This is a genomic window from Streptomyces sp. NPDC018263 (assembly GCF_055562575.1).
The window spans coordinates 1-15,342 of sequence record NZ_JBVHFA010000014.1; the positions used below are offsets into that span (position 1 = coordinate 1).

The window sequence follows — 15,342 nt, forward strand, 5'->3', positions numbered from 1 at the left end:
GGCCCAGCCGGGCTCTAATTGGCGCGAAGCGCCAATAGGGCTCCGGAATTCTCCGAAGGAGAATTAGGGCCGAATTCGCGGAGCGAATGCATTTCCCTTTTGGAGCGTAGCGGAGAAAGGGAATATTCCCCGTCAGGGGAATGTGCGAAGCCCTCTAACAGGGCCGGAGTTCCTTTTACCTCAGAATTCGAATTCCCTTTTTTTGGAATTCTGAGGGTAATGGACTGCTTTTTCGTGCGTTTATTAGGTGCCTTTATGGGTCGAATTCCACGCCTAATCGAACACAGTTTCTAGTAACTTAGAGTGAGATTCTGAGGGGGCCGGTACGACGAACGGCACGCTCCCTTAGGGGGAGGCAAAAAGTCGGGGGGCACGGGGGGCACGGGGGGCACGGGGGGTGTTTTTGCAGGTCAGCATGGTTGTGGCCCGTGCCCCCCGACTTTCCCGTGCCCCCCGAGGTCGGGGGGCACGGCGCGGATTCCGGGGGGCACGGGAAAGTCGGGGGGCACGGGGGCCGTCGTGCCCCCGACAGGCCCGTGCCCCCCGGTCACTCTCTGTGGGCTTTCTGGGCAAAAGAATTCCCCCCTCCTGGTGCAGGAGGGGGGAATTCGGGGGGTTTATCGGGTGAGGCTCGCGGCTGCGATTGCGATCACGGCGACGAGGGTGGTGTCGCCCGCCAGGACCAGGAGACGCATCTTCCTGATGGTCAGGACGGACAGGGCCTTGAGCCTGGCAGCCCGCCTGTCGCCGGTCAGTGCGTCGGTGATCTCGGCGTCCGTGGCGGTCGCGTAGTAGATGTAGCTGGCCTTGTCCTGGTGGCCGCGGACTCCGATCCGAGGTCGGATGACCAGGAGTGCCAGCACGACGCCGATGACCAGCGCGGCGCCGCCGCCGATCCCCAGGGCGAGGGAGGCGCCGTGCAGCTTGGTGCCGAGAACGGAGAGCGCCGCGACGAGCAGGCCGTCCAGGGTGAGGAGGAGGCCGGCCTTCGTGTCGGTCCGGGCGAGGTCGCTGCCCGCGTAGGCGAGGGCGCTGTCCAAGTTGCTGTCGGTGCGGTCGGTCATGGTCGGTCCCTCCGGTGTCTGCTGGCCTGGCTCCTGCCAGAATATGTGACGTCACGACGCCATGAAGTCGTGACGTCACAAACGGCTGAAAACCCCTGCTGGAGGGGTTGCCATGCAGGGGTTTTCAGCCGGTCGTCAGAGGCGTCGGAGCAGTTTCCGCCGTACGGTGTTGTCCTCGCGGGCCAGGGCCATCAGCTCCCGGTAGACCTCGGACTTGTCGAGCTTGGTCCGCCCGGCTTCCTCGCGCAGGCTGAGGACCAGGAGGTCGACCTCGTTCGCTTCCTCGGGCTCGTACCGCACGGTGTGCGCCACGGACGTCCCTACGGCCGGGGCCGGGCGCCGGCCACCCCGAGACCTGCCCGGCTTCCGAGCGGGCAGCGCCGCAGGCGCTTCCTCATGTCCGTCGTTGTCGACCGAGGACCCGTCACCGATCTTCAGCCGCGTCACCTTCGGCCTGAGGGTGGGCGCCAGCGGGGACGTGGGGCCGGGCGTCTTGTGTTCCCTGGTCATGCGGGGACCTCCTTCTGGAAGCGCTGTGCGAGCAGCTCGTAGATGGTCTGGGCTTCGGTGCTGTCGCTGCCCTCCAGTGGCTTGCCGTTCTCGTCGGCATCCGCGATCACGGATCGGCGGGGCACGGTGCCCCACAGGGAGTCTCCGAACAGCCTCCGTACACCTTTGAGCTGTTCGCCGTGGCCGCCGACCCGCATGTCGTAGCCGCTTACGATGATCCCGATGGTCCGCAGGTTGGGGTTGTTCAGATCCTCACCCGAGTCAGCCACGAAGTCCCGGAACCGGATCGCGCCTTCTACCGAGTCGTACTCGGGTTCAGTGCTGATCAGGGCGTAGTCGGCTGCTGCCAGGGCCATCTGGGTCAGGTGGCCCAGGGAGGGCTGGAGATCGAGCAGCACGTAGTCCAGGTGGTCGTCCGCGCCCTTGAGCGCCTTGGCCAGGCGCCGCCATGCTCCACGCTGCCCGGCCTCCGAGGTCCGGTCCTCCAGGGTGAACCGGGCGGGCAGGAGGGAGATCCGGTGAGCCCAGGGGGTGTTCCAGCCGATGGGCTGCCAGACCTGTGCGGCCACGCCTTCCGCGTTGGCCTCGATGGCCTCGGAGATGGTCAGCGGCGGCGCGTCCGGGTTGTCCTGCCATCCCAGGCGCCGGGACGCGTTGCCCTGCGGGTCCATCTCGGCTACGCCCACGGTCTTCCCGGCCTTGGCGAGGGCTTCAGCCAGGCGGACGACGTTGGTGCTCTTCTTCGCGCCGCCCTTGTTGTTGCCGACCGCTACTCGTCGTGCCATCGGTCCTCCTTGTTGTCGTAGAGAGCCTAGGTCACGGCGTCATGGAGCCGCGACGCCGTGACGCCACAAATGAGCCGTGTCGGCATGGGCTCTTAGGGTGTTGATCAGGTGACGAGAGGGGTTCGTGGTCGTGGTGAAGGATCAGGCGTTAGCCGTCACGGTGGGCCTGCTGCTGCTGGTGGGCGGCACCCTGCTGGGCCAGCAGCTCATCGGGACCTGGCCCACCTTCGCCGTAGGCGCCGGGCTGATCCTGACCGGCTACGCGACCCCGGCCGTAGTCCGGGAGGTCACCGTACGTCGGTTCGCCCGGCGCCTGCGCCGCTCGGGCTGACCGAGACCGGTCAGCCCTTCGTGTGGATCACGACGCCGCCCACGATCGGCGTGCACCGGGTGGTCGCCGGCAGGCGCTCGATCACGGCGAGCTGCGCGGCCTGGCCGCTCGTGACGACCTTCTGGAGGTGGTCCCGGCCATACAGCACGTCCCCCATCTCCCCGTTGATCGAGCCCGTGATGCAGAGCACGGGGTCCGCGACGAACTGCCCGCCGCCGCGGAGCGCGGCCGGCAGTCCCACCGACGAGTTCACCTCGGCCTCGGTCGACTCCTCTGGGGTCTGGCAGTCACGGCAGAGGATGAGGACCAGGCGGCCGCCCTTCCACTGGCCGCTCCACTCCTCGGCTTCGGGGGCCGTGAGGTCGGCGGGGGCCGGCGCCTTGCAGCGCCCGCACGACAGGTTGTGTCTCATGTCCAGCACAACGCGGCCCCGGCGCGTCGGACACGGCGGCGGCCCCGGCGCCGTGTCCGACAGACAGGACTGCTCCCCCGACTCCGAGCCCGCCCTTTGCCCATCCCGCCCCCATCATTCAGGGCGGGCAAACAGGTGTAGAGGAGTTGTCCGGGGCTTTCCCGGACCCGACCATGCGGGCTGAGCTGGGCAAACGGAAGCGGGAGCCCGGAGGCTCCCGCAACCCTTCTCGCAAGAGGAGACGCACCCGCAGCCGCAAGGGCTGTCGCACCTGTTGTCGCAGCTAGTGCGCCGATGGGTGGATGCTGCGGATGGTGGACGCGCCGACATCGATCAGTTCGCCGGGGATGCCATACGCCTCCGCGATCAGGGGGATCACCACCGACAGCGCGCCGCCCTCCAGGGCCTCGAAGTAGGTCCGGACGTCGGCGCCGTGCAGGGTGCCCGACATGATCCCGTCCCACTGGGTCCGGGAGATGACCCATGTCCCGTCCGCGCTCACGTGGACGAACGAGGGGTAGGTGCGCACGCCGGGCTCGGTGGTGACCGCGCCCTCGCCCCCGGCCGGTGCTGCCGGGTGGACCTCGGTGGGGCCTGCTTCGGCAGGCGCCGGGGCAGGTGCGGCTGGCGCCTCGGGCGCCTCCTTCTCCTTCTTCTTCCCCCGGCCGAACAGCCGCCCGAGCCCCCCGAACCGCGACTTCTTCGGTTCTGGCGCCGGGGCCGGTTCGGCCGGCGCCTGGGGAGTCGGCTCGGGCCGGGCCCCCTCCTCCGGGGCGCCCTTGTCCTTCTTGCCGAACCCGAGCTTCCACCACTTCGCCATGGGTCACTCCCCCCGGTCGGACAGGTAGCTGTCGAGTGCGCCGTGGGCGCCGGTCTTGTGCTGAGGGTCGTCCAGGAGGGCCAGGAGGGCAGCCATCGGGGCCTGGCCCTCGGTGCTCCAAGTCCCGCCGTCCGTCCCGATCCGCATGGATGCGGGCTTGGCCTCCAGCGGGTCGGGGGAGTCGCTGGCCCAGGTCGCCGCGTCCACGTACACGCTCAGCGGCTGCCGCCCGTCCTCCTCGGAGAACCGGACCAGGTTGCGGTACAGGTTCGCGGTCGCCTGCGCGATCAGCATGTGAGCCCAGTCCGGCCGGAAGAAGACGTCCTTCTCCCAGTCGCCCCCGCTCGCGTGGTCGACCTTGTGTTCCTGCCGACCGAGGTAGCCGCGGAAGCTCTGGTAGATCCGGCCGTTCACCTGCTTCGCCCACTTGGCGCCGGGCCGCCCGGCCTCGATCGCGGCCACGATCCGCTTCCGGCTGGTCGACACCAGCTTGTACATGCCGGACAGGGCGGCCTTCGAGGTCTCCCAGTGCCAGGACTCCAGCACGTGGGGCGTCCACTGGGGGTACAGCTCTACCAGCAGGTCGACGCTGGGGGTCGGCAGCCAGTAGCCGCCCTCGGGCACCTCCCGGAACTGGAGCTCGGGCAGACCATCCAGGCCGGTGCCGGGGACGTCGGCCAGCCGCCAGTACCCGGCGAGGGACCGGTCGAACTCGGTGCCCTCGCCGCCGTGGGTCGGCTCACCGATCCCGAGCTTGGTCGGCCCGTACGCGCCGAGCCAGGCGGCGGTCTTGTCGTACCGGTGCAGCCACCCGGCCGCCCGCTCAGCGGCGGTCGGCTCGCGGTGCCACTGCTGCGGGACCATCAGCGGCGCCAGCCGGAGACCCTGCGCGGCCGGGGGCACGGCCCCGGCCCGGACCGCCTGGCACAGCACCTCGGTCCGCCCGCGCCCGCCCGCGAAGTCCTCGCCGGTGGCGTTCGGGCTCATGTAGTACGGCACCACCTTGGGCCGGTCGTGGGTGCCGTGCAGCGTCGACAGCAGGTAGACCATCAGCGCGTCCAGCAGCTCCTCCGGCGTCCGCGCGCCGCCCCAGCCGCCCCGGCCGACCTGCTTGGCCTTGTCGAACCGGGTCTCATAGGCGGGCACGGAGACCACCAGGCGCCGGTCCTCCCCGGAGGCGCCGGCCGCGAGGGTGAGCGTCATCCAGGCGGTGACCCCGGCCGGGGCGACCGCCGCGACCATCGACCCCTCCCCCGGCGTTGCCCACGGGTGGGCAACCGGGTTCATCGGCCCCGGCGCCTGCACCGGCTGGTCGTCGGGGAGCCCTCTGGCCGCCCGCGCCTGCGCGGTGCCCAGCTCCCGCCGTTCCTCGAAGGAGGGCAGCCCCATCGCGGCCATCGCCTCCTGGTGCACCCACAGGGTCTTGATCCCGTATGCGGCGGCCAGCGCGGGCACGTCGTCCACCGAGCCGGGCATGGGCACGGTCACCGGCTCACGGTTGGGCAGGTGCAGCACCCCGTCGCCCAGGACGCCGAACCGGGTCGCGGCCAGGGTCCGGCCGCTGGCCCGCCCGGTGAGGGCGGCGAAGGTCTTGTCCGTGACCCGCTCGGCAGCCTCCGGGAACACGATCCGGGGCGGGTGCGTCGGCCGGGGCGGAGCCTGCACCGTGGCCGTAGTGACGTCACGACGCCGCGACGCCATAGCGTCATCGTCCGGCATCTGAGCTGCGGGCTCCGGGGCAGTGAACGTCGCGCCCATGGCCCGCAGCTCGGATGCCGCAGTAGCCGAGTCCTCCCCCGGCCGGACCAGTCCGTCCGGCGCCACGGCCGGAGGAGTCTCCCGGTCCGCGAACGCCTCGTGCGCCGCCTTCGGGTCGAAGACGTACACCCGGCCCGGCACCCTGTCGCGCAGCTCCCTGGTGGGGTGCTTGCAGGCGAGCTTGGCCGACTCCTGCACGATCAGCACCCCACGCCGCTTCAGCTCTTGCAGGCCCGGCACCGGGGTGTCGATCCCGGCGCCCTTCGCGGTCTCTTTCAGCGTCGCCACGTACACGTGCACGCGGTCCTGGTGGTAGTAGCCCAGGACCCGGCGGGGCTGGAAATCCATGGGTCCCCAGCCCCCGGTCAGGGTCGTGGACGTCACCCAGGCGGCGGGCTCCTGCGCGATGGCACCGGCCACGGCCTCCCAGAGCATCTGGCCGGGGGTCAGGTGGGTCTCCACCACGTCGCCCAGGACGCGGGGCAGCTCCAGGAGGGCGTCTTCCTCCGCGCGGGTGCCCAGCTCGGGCACCCCCAGCACCTCACCCAGCATGTAGGCGCCCACGCACCAGGCGGCCAGGACGCGGGCCACGGTCAGCGGGATGCCGCCGCGCTCGCGGGCTTCCTCGGTCGCCAGCCGGGCCACGATCTCGGTGTGCAGCTCCCGCCAGCCGGCCACCCGCTCCCCGGTGAAGAAGCCGTTGTCCCGAGCCCAGACCAGCGGCCAGCCGTGGAAGCGGGCGGCCAGGTCCCAGGCTTCCGCGCTCGCGGCCGCCGACTCGAAGAACGGCGCCTCCATCTGGATCAGCCGGGAGGCCAGCGACTCGACCTGACCCTGCCGGAGCAGGGACTCGTTGGAGCTGGTGACGAAGACCGAGTGCCAGGTACCGGCCGATGCCTTGCGGGTCCCGCCCTGCCCGAGCCGGGCCCGCTTGCCACCCGCCACGATCCGGCTGAACAGCTTCTCCAGCTCCGGCAGCGAGAGCGCCGACGACGACGTCTCCTCCCGGCACATCGGCAGGTAGCGCGCCTCGATCAGCAGTTCAGGCAGTGCGAGGCCGGTCGTGTTCATGGTGCCGAACAGCTCGTACGCGTCGGTCGGGTCACCCATCAGCGCGCACATGATCCGCTGCGTCGTGCTCTTGCCGAGCTGTCCGGCTCCGGTGAGGTTCAGGATGTGCGCGGGCACGCCGTGCAGGCTGGAGACCAGGGGCCCGCAGAACATCGCGGACAGGGCCAGGGTGGTGCGGTCGGCGCGGGTGGCAAGCCACATCACCCGGCGCCAGCCCTCGCGGGCAGCCTCCGGGTCCGGCTCGCTGGTCCGCAGGTAGCCCAGCTCCTGGGCGTCGACGTCCGGCAGCTCCAGCCCGCCGTCGACGTCCTTGACCGGGAGGGCCGGGACCTCCCAGGCCTCCATCACGTCCTCACCGAAGATGCGGGCGTAGGCGTGCCGCTCGTCCGGGGTGGTGGGGCGCCGCATCCCCAGCCGGTCGGCCCAGGTGCCGTCCAGCACCTCTTCCGCCGACACGATCCGCGGCCCCTCATCCGACTGGAGTTGATACGCGATCTTCGTGTGGCGGCGGTCCGACATGCGGTAGGTGATCCGGCCCAGGACCACCGGCACCATCCCGATGACCAAAGCCGGACCGTCCTTGGCCGCCTGGTGCAGGATCATCCGGTCTACCGGCCGGAAGTACCACCCGGCTTTCAGGCCCGCGATGGGCTGAGTCCCGACCGGGGCGCCCTCGCGCTCAAGGTTCGAGACTGTGGCCCCGCGCTGCTGCGGGGGCTTGTCGGCAGTCTCCTGTGACTGCGGGTGCTGCGGTGACACGCTGGCCTCTCCGGCCCACCCGGCAGAGTGATCAACAGATGGGAGGGTAGAGAAATCTCCCTGCTGCTGCTTTACACTCGCAGGTGGACCACGTAGATGCCTGTCCAACGCGAGCCCGCTTCCGGATTTCGACCCCTCCACTGGTTTCGACGCCAGCGAGGGTCCGGGGCGGGCTTTCGTGTTGAACAGTCCGTTTGGTGCTCTTGATCTTTGGTTTGCCGGGTAGCTTACGCCCGGCTGAGTGCTGCCCCGGCGCGTTAGTCACGCAGGGACGTAGACCACCGGAGGATCGTCGACCCACCCGTGACCTTCACCGCAACTTCAACGACTCGCCCATCTGCCAAGGTCACGGTTCGGACCACCTGAGTCACGATCACGTCACCGGCTGTCAGTCCGAGTGCTGCCTTCTCCGACTCGGTGGCTAGGCGTGAGGTGACCTCCTCCAGCACCTGATCCTGAGCCACCCCCAGCCGCTCAGCGGCCAACTCGCGTGATCCACCCGTCGACACCGGCTGAGTCAGCTCCGGAGTTACTGCGATCACATAGGCGGGGTAGTACGAGCTGCTCAGGTGTACCGGAACGCCGTTCCGGCTGACGAGGCGGCGGCGTACGTGGACCGGGGTCCCAGGGGCGACGTCGAGGCGGGGAGCCACGAGTTCGTCCGCCCCTGTGGTGCCGATCTCCAAAATCTGCGAGGTCTCCCCGCCTCCGAGGGCCTTGCCGGTCGCCTGGTGCAGCCGGACGCGGGTTGCGATGTTGTTGCTGACGGGGCCGGCCACCACCGTTCCGACGCCCGGCTTGGGGAGGGTCAGGCCCTCCATCTTGAGCACCTTGTACGCGCGGTTTGCGGTGGTCTGCGCCACGTCGAAGTGCTCACATACCTGTCGCAGTGACGGCATGGTCGCGCCAGGTCCAAGGGTTCCGTCCTGGATCTGCTGGCGGTAGTGGGCGGCGATCTCTCCGTAGCCGATGTTCTTGGGCATAGCTGCCTCCCTTCCGGTGTCGTACTGCACTTCCCCCCGGCGGAGCGGTGCACTCGTAAGGCTAGTCCATGTACACACCCATCGCTACCACTAGCGCTAAGCGTCGCTAGTGGTCTACCTTCTTTCCGGGGGCAGCGCCTGCCGAAGCTCAATGGCAGAGCTTTGCCTCAACGCAAAACGGCCCCTACCTGCGGTGCAAGCGCGGGTGGGGGCCTGAGACCAAACCCATCTGACGTGCACAGAAGGGAGCGATCCTGTGATGGATCGTACTCAGGACACCAAGGCGGCCGTCCGCCTCCCCGGCACGACCGCCCTGACGCTGTTCGTCGCGTCCGCGGACGGCTCGGTCTCCGTCATCGACACCGTGGCCGTGGAGCGCGCGGTGCGGGGTGAGCGGTCCGGCTGGACGCTGACCAGGGATGAGATCGAGTGGGCGGCCTCCTTCATGGTCGGCCGGCGCCCCTACTCCGTCATCGCCAAGTGGCTCGGGATCTCTGGTGAGGGACTGCGCAAGCTCTACCCCGAGGTTGGGCCCGTCTCCCCCGCCGCCGCCCGCTCAGGTCGCCGCGAGCGCGGGCCGGTCACGTGCGGGACCCCCCGTGGCTACCGGGCCCACCACCGGCGCAAGGAGGCGCCGTGCGTCGACTGCAAGGCGGCCAACGCGGCGGCCGACCGCCGCTACCGGAGCACCGGCACGCAGGCGGTGGCGGCATGACGCGGCTGACCGACGCCGAGCGCGAAGACCTGAGCAAGAAGGTCGGCGAGGCCAACAAGCGCTCCCGTGAGGGCCGGGGGGGTGGCCAGGGATGAAGCTCCCCCGCCGCCCCCAGGCCGAGACCCCGTTCGAGGACGACACCCGCACCCTGGCCCTCCTGGCCTCGGCCGACCTCGCCTTCGAGCGCGAGCCCGCGACCGAGCTGCACGAGGACTTCGAGGCGGTCGTCATGGAGGGTCTGCTGTCCGACCGTGCCGTTCCGGTCTACCCCCCGGCCGGCCACACCTACCCGAAGCGAGGCTGACATGGCTCTCCCCCCCTGGCTCCAGACGTACATCGCGGAGCACGAGAGGAAGGCGGCCTGGGTGCCGTCGTCCCCCCGGGTCACCAACCAGGTCCGGCCGTTGCCGGTGATCGCCCGCTACCTCACGGTCGCCGGGGCCCACGTCGTCATCAGGGAGATCACCTCCTCCCAGTTCGGCGTGTCCGTCCCCCTGACCTTCGCGGAGTGCGGCGGCTGCCCCGAGGCCAAGACCTTCGAGTGGTGGTGCTACGACGACGACCCCCAGGTCGGGCAGGGGCACGCCCGCAGCAAGGCCCGCGACTGGTCGCAGGCCCACGCTGAGACCTGCCGCGCCCTGGCGATGGAGGGCTGACCCATGGCGAACACCCGCCAGATCGACCGCCTGATCCGCGCCACCGAGTCCCGGCTGCGGGGCATCAAGGCCGGGGAGGTCTCCGCCCTGTCCGTGGGTGAGCAGGCCCGTGTCGCCGTCCACCTCGGGCGCGGGGTGCGCCGGATCATGCGGGGCAAGGGTGCCGGTCCCGCTGACCGGGCGATCGACAAGATTTTCGCCACGGCTGAGGAGAAGGCGGCGGCCGAGCTGAGCGCCGCCCACAAGGCCCGCCAGAAGGCCATCACCGAGTCCGCGGCCGCGTCCGTCGCCCGCAGGACCGAGAGCAAGTGGTGGTGACCATGGGCCTCTTCACCCTCGCCGTGCTCTACGTCCTGTCCCGCGCGATGCGGCTCGGGGTGCTCCTGGTGGTCGGCGGCCTCGCCGGGGTCATCGGACGCGGCGGTCTCCCGCTCGCCTCCGGCCTCCTGGTCGTGGCCATCGCGGCCCTGGGGGTCATGGCGGTCGGCCTGGCCGTCGCCCTCCCCCACCTGTCCGACCGTCGCCCGAGCCCCTGATCCATCCCTCAGTGGCGTCATGACGTCACAGCGCTGTGACGCCACCACAGATCCGAGAACAGCAAGGAGGTGCCAGAGATGAAGTTCCACGACCCGACCGGTGAGACGTACGGCATCCCGACCTACCCCCGCCGTCTCGCCCCTGAGGGCTTGGCCACCCGCCGCCAGCTCCGGGCGAAGGGCCTGCGGCCGGCCGGGCAGGACGTCGTGGCCCAGATCCTCTGGCACGGCCGCCGTGACCCGCTCACCCGCACCCGCCCGGTCCGGGTCGCCTACCTCTACCGCATCGACCTCGCCGCCCCCGTGCGGCCGATGACGCCGGGCCGGGCCCGCGCGGTCGCCGCGATGCTCCGCGCCCGCCGGACCTGTCCGCTCTGCCTGGTCACCTACGACTACGTGATCCCGACGTCCCTCGGCTGCTGCCCTGGGTGCGCCGACAACCCGGCCGCCCTCGCGGCGTGAAGGAGAGACAAGCCATGAACCAGGAGATCCAGCCCTACACCCCGCAGCCGCTGCCCGTGGTGCCCCCCGGAATGACCGTGGCGTACACCGCGCAGGGTCAGCCGGTCTACGTCCCCCAGGCGCCTCAGCAGCCGGTCGTTGTGCAGATGCCCTCGCAGCCGATCCCCGCCTGGCTCCGCAACATGCTCGTCTTCGCGGTCGGCCTGCTGATCCTCTGCACCCCCGCCACCGTGCTCCTGGTCGTGGCCGCCCCCGCCGTGATGGCCCTCGGGCAGGGCCTCGCCTACAGCGGGATCGGGATCGGCATCGGCGTGATCGGCGTCGCCGCCGCCATCAAGGCGCTGCGCGAGACGCCCCGCCCGGCCAAGAAGAAGTGACCACCCTCTGTGACGTCACGGCCTCATGACGCCGTGACGTCACTACAGACCTCGGAAGGCAGCATCACCATGGAAAAGAAGAAGATCAGCATCACTCAGGGCGTCGTGCTCGGACTCGCCGTCCTCCCGATGATCGCGGTCGGCGTCGCCGGAGGCATCGGCACCTACTCCAACATCAGCGCGGCGTACGGCTCCGGGACCGCCATCGGCGCCCTGGCGGCCGGTGAGGGCGCGACCGCCGTCCTCGCCTTCATCCTGCTGGGGGTCACCCTCCTCAACCAGGCGTCGCCCCGGCTGGTCCGGATGGGCCTGTGGGCCCTGCCCAGCGTCGCCTCCGTGATGGGCGCGACCGCCGCGACCGAGGGCGCCGGCCAGACCATCGTCTACGCCGCGACCCCCATGGCCATGACCGCCGCCGCCGAGGGGCTGGCCTTCCTCGCCCGCCGCATCGTCGTCCACCAGGAGGGCCGCGACGTCGAGGCCGAGGCCCGAGCGGCCGGGGTCATCCGCGACCTGGCCTACCACCAGGCCCGCGCCGCCTCTCACCCGTCCGACAGGGTGCGCAAGGCGTCCGTCCGCAAGAGCTGGCGACTCGCCCGGCGCGTCGGGACCGGCGACGTCACCCTCGGGGCTGACCTCCTCGGTGTCCAGCACACCCGCCTGACCCAGGGGGCCGACGTCGCCCTGTCCCGGATGTTCACCCCCGGCCTGGCCGCCGCCGTCCCCGCTCTGGAGACGTCCGCGACCCCGGCCCCGGCGCTCCCGGCCGCGTCCGCTGGTGACGCCACGACGTCGCAGCACCATGACGCCACTGTCCGCCCGGATGCGCACGGACGTCCGAACGACACCGCCTCTGACCAGGCAGAAAGCACCGAAAACGTCCGCCCGGATCTCAAGGTCGTCCAGGGTGCCGAGCCCAAGAAGCGCTCCATCGCCGCCGACGTCCGCGACATGGTGCGCGACGGGGTGCAGGACGTCCGCTACGTGGTCGACGCCATCGCCACCCGCCACGGGCGCGACGCCGACGACCCGGCCCTGAAGGCCACGGTCGGCAAGTACGTCCGCAAGGAGATCGACGCCATCACGGCCGCCGACACCGACGACCGCGCCACCCAGGGCCAGTACCTCTGACCCCCGCTGTCAGACCCGTCCGACAAGATCGCCCGTAGGGCGACCAGGGACCACCGCCCGGCAGGCCACTCCTGCCAGAGACCACCTGCCGGGCGGCTGGCTCCCTCTCCCACAGCACGAGGGGAACCAGCGCAATGAGCATGTCCGCCGTGGCGGCCCACGCCACCTCCTCCCCGGCCATCAGTGGCTGGGCACTCGCCGCCGCCGCCGCCGTCCTCCTGGTCCTGGCCAGGAAGAAGAAGGCGGCCACCGGCGCTCCCCGCACCAGCGTCCGGGGCCTGGTCGGCGGCCTGAAGACCATGGTCGGCACCATCACCAGCATCGCCGCCGCCGCCCGCACCGTCCTCCGGTTCGTCGGCGGCCGCGAGCTGCGCGGCCCCGCCCGCTCCACCGCGACGTTCCTGCGCGCGGGCGCCCCGACCACGGCCCCGACCAAGAAGGGCAAGGGCAAGGGGGGCCCGGAGACCGCACTGCGATCCGCGGCCGCCGCCCCGCCCAAGGTCAGCCTGGTCAAGAAGGGGCACGGCTCCCGGCCGCGCCCGTGGGCCCGGCACGCCGCCGCCTGGATCGAGACGTACGACGGCAAGGGCGCCGGCACCCTTGACCGCACCGTCCGCACGGCCCTGTGGGGCGCCCGGGCGGCGGGGAAGGTCTGGCGCGTCCTGCGGGCCATCTGGGCGGCCCTGAGCAGGGCGTACGGCGTCGTGGCGCCCCCGGTGGCCACCGTGGTCCGGGTGCTGCGGGCGTGGCACTGCTGGCCCTACGCGGCGCGCGGCGTGGTCCGCCTGATGGCCGTGGCCGCCCTGGTCGCCTACACCGTCCCCGCCTGGCGCCTGGGCGCCACCCTGGCCCTGATGGTCGGCGCGGGCCTCCTGGGGGCCCTGGCCCGCCGCATGACGCCCTTGAAGCCCTCCGACGACGTCACCTTCGGCCCCCGCCTGTGGGTCGTCCTGCGCGGGGAACTCCAGCTCCCCCAGGACGCCCCCCGTGAACAGTGGCTCCTGCTGCCCGAGCGGCTCGCCGCCCCGGACGCCCGCGTCGCCCTCCGCCTGCCCATCGAGTTCCGGGGCTCCCTCCTGGAGCGCGAGGCCGTCACCGAGCTGGTGAACTCGCGCCTGCCGGGGGAGTGGGTCGGCCGCTGGACCTTCACCACCGACCAGCCGTCCGCCACCTTCACCCACAAGCCGCCGGCCGCGCCGAAGGTGGTCCTGGAGTGCCCGGAGCGCGTGGACTTCTTCGCGGACGACATTCAGGCAGCCATTTCCGCCTGCCGCGTCGGTGAGGTCGTCCTCGGAAAGGACGAGACCGGCGCTATCGTCGTCCGCCGCCTGGACGGGGAGACCCCGCACTGGGCACTGTCCGTGGGCACCGGCGGCGGAAAGTCCACATTCAACGTGTCCGTGGCCGTCCAGCTCATCGCGCAGGGCTACCACATCATTGTCGCTGACGTGAAGCGAAGCAGCGTCAAGCCGCTGGAAGGAATTCCCGGCGTCCACATCTACAACGACCCCTCCAACCCCCAGGACATGCGCGCCGCAATCGAGTGGTTCAAAGACGAGATTGACGCCCGCTCCTACGTGAAGAACCGCGACCCGGAGACCGAATTCCCCGGCCTCCTCCTCCTGATCGAGGAAAGCAATGAATTCGCGGACGTGAGCCGCGAATGGTGGGACGACAACCGCAAGACCCGAGCCGACGAATTCGGGCCCGCCGAAAGGGCAGCCGACCCCATTTGGGGCGAGGTCGCATCCGCTGCCCGCCTTGGCCGGTTCGTGCGTGGAAACATCCTCGCTGTATTCCAGGATCTCCGCGACCAAGCCCTGGGTGGAAAGGGGCTCCGCAATCTCTTCCGCATGAAGCTCATGGGCAATTACAGCGTGAACCAGTGGAAGAACGTCATTGGCACCACGCCCGTCCCGGATTCCGTCGACAAGGCGGGCCGCATGATGATCGTGGAAGGCAATTCGCACCTGTGGATTCAGGCCCCTTGGGGCAAGGATGCCGAACTGCACCAGTGGGCCCTGGAGCGCCGCCAGGCCGCCGACTTCGACCCCAGCGCCGGTCTCTTCGGCACCCCGCCCAAGCGCTCCCCTGAGGCGCTTCCCGGCCTCCTGAGGCACCTGTCACGTGACGCTGTCGCCTCGGGCGCTCAGGGGGGTCTCAAGGGGGGTCTGAGCGACGAAAACGCAGGTGGCGGTGTCACGGACCCGGAGGGCGTGACAGGCGACGTGACAGCCTCGCGTGACAGGCTCCGCCTGGTGGCCGGCCAGACCGGCGCCGGGGCCCCTGAGGGTGCCCCGGAGGCCCCCGTCCTCTACACCGTGGCCGAGCTGGCCCGCGAACTCCAGGCCCAGGGCTACGCCATCGAGGCCGGGCTGATCCGCCAGCACAAGGCCCGCCGCGAAACCACCGGATTCCCGACCGGCGTCATGGTCGACGGAAAGGAGAAATGGACCCTGGCCCAGCTCATCTACTTCTACGAACAGCGCGGAATCGAGCGGACCGACCCCCAGGACGGCGCCACCGAGGAAAGCGACGCCATCTGACCTGCACAAACACGGTAGGCCCCCTCTCCGGAGGGGGCCTATTTGCATGTCTGGGGCCTTCCTGATACCTTTCCCTGCATTCCCAGAAAGGGCGGCATAATGGCATCAGTAAACGGCAAAGAATCACCCGAAGATTGCGGCAAGCATGACCAAGATGAGTGTGAAGAATGTGGGGTAATTATCACCCGATACACCCGTCATAAGGACTGGTGCATTACTGGAGATTGGGAGTCTGGCGAATATGGACTATCGCCGGAAACGCCTGATGCTTAAGGCTGAGCGCGGAGCGCGAGGAATTCGGATTCAATCTTAATTGGCGCCCAAAATGGCCACCAATTCGGGCGCCAATTGGCGTCCGAGCGCGAAGCGCGAGGAATTCGGATTCAAATAGAATTGCTCCGCAATTCTTTATGCCCGGCTGGGCCC

At 70.1% G+C, this 15,342-nt stretch carries 17 protein-coding genes; 10 read left to right on the plus strand and 7 right to left on the minus strand.

Annotated elements, in window-relative coordinates; genetic code table 11:
- Window positions 1-617: 617 nt before the first annotated feature.
- The 3 genes from ACZ3HQ_RS29340 to ACZ3HQ_RS29350 form a co-directional block, all read right to left on the minus strand.
- Window positions 618-1,064: a Pycsar system effector family protein gene (locus ACZ3HQ_RS29340; RefSeq protein WP_467515572.1), complete on the minus strand. Its 447-nt coding sequence runs from the start codon at window positions 1,062-1,064 to the stop codon at window positions 618-620.
- Between the two features lie 135 nt (window positions 1,065-1,199).
- Complete coding sequence (locus tag ACZ3HQ_RS29345) at window positions 1,200-1,574, minus strand: hypothetical protein (protein ID WP_467515575.1); 375 nt, start codon at window positions 1,572-1,574, stop codon at window positions 1,200-1,202.
- Window positions 1,571-2,359, minus strand: a complete 789-nt coding sequence (locus ACZ3HQ_RS29350) for a ParA family protein (RefSeq protein WP_467515577.1) — start codon at window positions 2,357-2,359, stop codon at window positions 1,571-1,573. Before ACZ3HQ_RS29350 ends, ACZ3HQ_RS29345 begins: the two co-directional genes overlap by 4 nt.
- A gap of 130 nt (window positions 2,360-2,489) precedes the next feature.
- Between ACZ3HQ_RS29350 and ACZ3HQ_RS29355 the strand changes: the two genes are divergently transcribed.
- The gene (locus ACZ3HQ_RS29355; RefSeq protein WP_467515578.1) at window positions 2,490-2,690 is read left to right on the plus strand and encodes a hypothetical protein; all 201 of its coding nucleotides are present in this window, start codon (window positions 2,490-2,492) and stop codon (window positions 2,688-2,690) included.
- A 10-nt stretch (window positions 2,691-2,700) separates the two neighbouring features.
- On the opposite strand, the gene ACZ3HQ_RS29360 is transcribed toward ACZ3HQ_RS29355, so the two are convergent.
- The 4 genes from ACZ3HQ_RS29360 to ACZ3HQ_RS29375 form a co-directional block, all read right to left on the minus strand.
- Window positions 2,701-3,102 carry a hypothetical protein gene (locus ACZ3HQ_RS29360; RefSeq protein WP_467515580.1) on the minus strand — a complete coding sequence of 134 codons (402 nt, stop codon included), beginning with the start codon at window positions 3,100-3,102 and terminating at the stop codon, window positions 2,701-2,703.
- Between the two features lie 283 nt (window positions 3,103-3,385).
- On the minus strand, window positions 3,386-3,922 hold the full coding sequence (locus tag ACZ3HQ_RS29365) for a hypothetical protein (protein ID WP_467515582.1): 537 nt from the start codon (window positions 3,920-3,922) through the stop codon (window positions 3,386-3,388).
- A 3-nt stretch (window positions 3,923-3,925) separates the two neighbouring features.
- The gene (locus ACZ3HQ_RS29370; protein ID WP_467515585.1) at window positions 3,926-7,354 is read right to left on the minus strand and encodes a DUF927 domain-containing protein; all 3,429 of its coding nucleotides are present in this window, start codon (window positions 7,352-7,354) and stop codon (window positions 3,926-3,928) included.
- Window positions 7,355-7,767: 413 nt separating this feature from the next.
- Window positions 7,768-8,493 (minus strand): GntR family transcriptional regulator, encoded by a 726-nt coding sequence (locus ACZ3HQ_RS29375; RefSeq protein ID WP_467515588.1) that lies wholly within the window; start codon window positions 8,491-8,493, stop codon window positions 7,768-7,770.
- Window positions 8,494-8,752: 259 nt separating this feature from the next.
- On the opposite strand from ACZ3HQ_RS29375, the gene ACZ3HQ_RS29380 reads away from it, so the two are divergent.
- The 9 genes from ACZ3HQ_RS29380 (at window position 8,753) to ACZ3HQ_RS29420 (ending at window position 14,916) form a co-directional block, all read left to right on the plus strand.
- The gene (locus ACZ3HQ_RS29380; protein WP_467515590.1) at window positions 8,753-9,208 is read left to right on the plus strand and encodes a hypothetical protein; all 456 of its coding nucleotides are present in this window, start codon (window positions 8,753-8,755) and stop codon (window positions 9,206-9,208) included.
- Between the two features lie 91 nt (window positions 9,209-9,299).
- Complete coding sequence (locus tag ACZ3HQ_RS29385; protein WP_467515592.1) at window positions 9,300-9,512, plus strand: hypothetical protein; 213 nt, start codon at window positions 9,300-9,302, stop codon at window positions 9,510-9,512.
- Window position 9,513: 1 nt separating this feature from the next.
- A complete protein-coding gene (locus tag ACZ3HQ_RS29390) occupies window positions 9,514-9,864 on the plus strand; it encodes a hypothetical protein (protein WP_467515595.1) in 351 nt (116 codons plus the stop codon).
- A gap of 3 nt (window positions 9,865-9,867) precedes the next feature.
- Window positions 9,868-10,182, plus strand: coding sequence for a hypothetical protein (locus ACZ3HQ_RS29395; protein WP_467515597.1), 315 nt, complete (start codon window positions 9,868-9,870; stop codon window positions 10,180-10,182).
- Between the two features lie 2 nt (window positions 10,183-10,184).
- A complete protein-coding gene (locus ACZ3HQ_RS29400; RefSeq protein WP_467515599.1) occupies window positions 10,185-10,400 on the plus strand; it encodes a hypothetical protein in 216 nt (71 codons plus the stop codon).
- A gap of 78 nt (window positions 10,401-10,478) precedes the next feature.
- Window positions 10,479-10,862, plus strand: coding sequence for an RRQRL motif-containing zinc-binding protein (locus ACZ3HQ_RS29405; protein ID WP_467515602.1), 384 nt, complete (start codon window positions 10,479-10,481; stop codon window positions 10,860-10,862).
- A gap of 14 nt (window positions 10,863-10,876) precedes the next feature.
- Window positions 10,877-11,239 (plus strand): hypothetical protein, encoded by a 363-nt coding sequence (locus ACZ3HQ_RS29410; RefSeq protein WP_467515604.1) that lies wholly within the window; start codon window positions 10,877-10,879, stop codon window positions 11,237-11,239.
- A gap of 69 nt (window positions 11,240-11,308) precedes the next feature.
- The gene (locus tag ACZ3HQ_RS29415) at window positions 11,309-12,370 is read left to right on the plus strand and encodes a conjugal transfer protein (protein ID WP_467515607.1); all 1,062 of its coding nucleotides are present in this window, start codon (window positions 11,309-11,311) and stop codon (window positions 12,368-12,370) included.
- A 134-nt stretch (window positions 12,371-12,504) separates the two neighbouring features.
- Window positions 12,505-14,916 (plus strand): hypothetical protein, encoded by a 2,412-nt coding sequence (locus tag ACZ3HQ_RS29420; protein ID WP_467515610.1) that lies wholly within the window; start codon window positions 12,505-12,507, stop codon window positions 14,914-14,916.
- Window positions 14,917-15,342: the final 426 nt, after the last annotated feature.

What these genes read in the sequence shown, in the direction of transcription:
- ACZ3HQ_RS29340 (WP_467515572.1), bottom strand. Translation starts at nt 1,064, where the DNA reads ATGACCGACCGCACCGACAGCAACTTGGACAGCGCCCTCGCCTACGCG.
- ACZ3HQ_RS29345 (WP_467515575.1), bottom strand. Translation starts at nt 1,574, where the DNA reads ATGACCAGGGAACACAAGACGCCCGGCCCCACGTCCCCGCTGGCGCCC.
- ACZ3HQ_RS29350 (WP_467515577.1), bottom strand. Translation starts at nt 2,359, where the DNA reads ATGGCACGACGAGTAGCGGTCGGCAACAACAAGGGCGGCGCGAAGAAG.
- ACZ3HQ_RS29360 (WP_467515580.1), bottom strand. Translation starts at nt 3,102, where the DNA reads ATGAGACACAACCTGTCGTGCGGGCGCTGCAAGGCGCCGGCCCCCGCC.
- ACZ3HQ_RS29365 (WP_467515582.1), bottom strand. Translation starts at nt 3,922, where the DNA reads ATGGCGAAGTGGTGGAAGCTCGGGTTCGGCAAGAAGGACAAGGGCGCC.
- ACZ3HQ_RS29370 (WP_467515585.1), bottom strand. Translation starts at nt 7,354, where the DNA reads ATGATCCTGCACCAGGCGGCCAAGGACGGTCCGGCTTTGGTCATCGGG.
- ACZ3HQ_RS29375 (WP_467515588.1), bottom strand. Translation starts at nt 8,493, where the DNA reads ATGCCCAAGAACATCGGCTACGGAGAGATCGCCGCCCACTACCGCCAG.
- ACZ3HQ_RS29380 (WP_467515590.1), top strand. Translation starts at nt 8,753, where the DNA reads ATGGATCGTACTCAGGACACCAAGGCGGCCGTCCGCCTCCCCGGCACG.
- ACZ3HQ_RS29385 (WP_467515592.1), top strand. Translation starts at nt 9,300, where the DNA reads ATGAAGCTCCCCCGCCGCCCCCAGGCCGAGACCCCGTTCGAGGACGAC.
- ACZ3HQ_RS29390 (WP_467515595.1), top strand. Translation starts at nt 9,514, where the DNA reads ATGGCTCTCCCCCCCTGGCTCCAGACGTACATCGCGGAGCACGAGAGG.
- ACZ3HQ_RS29395 (WP_467515597.1), top strand. Translation starts at nt 9,868, where the DNA reads ATGGCGAACACCCGCCAGATCGACCGCCTGATCCGCGCCACCGAGTCC.
- ACZ3HQ_RS29400 (WP_467515599.1), top strand. Translation starts at nt 10,185, where the DNA reads ATGGGCCTCTTCACCCTCGCCGTGCTCTACGTCCTGTCCCGCGCGATG.
- ACZ3HQ_RS29405 (WP_467515602.1), top strand. Translation starts at nt 10,479, where the DNA reads ATGAAGTTCCACGACCCGACCGGTGAGACGTACGGCATCCCGACCTAC.
- ACZ3HQ_RS29410 (WP_467515604.1), top strand. Translation starts at nt 10,877, where the DNA reads ATGAACCAGGAGATCCAGCCCTACACCCCGCAGCCGCTGCCCGTGGTG.
- ACZ3HQ_RS29415 (WP_467515607.1), top strand. Translation starts at nt 11,309, where the DNA reads ATGGAAAAGAAGAAGATCAGCATCACTCAGGGCGTCGTGCTCGGACTC.
- ACZ3HQ_RS29420 (WP_467515610.1), top strand. Translation starts at nt 12,505, where the DNA reads ATGAGCATGTCCGCCGTGGCGGCCCACGCCACCTCCTCCCCGGCCATC.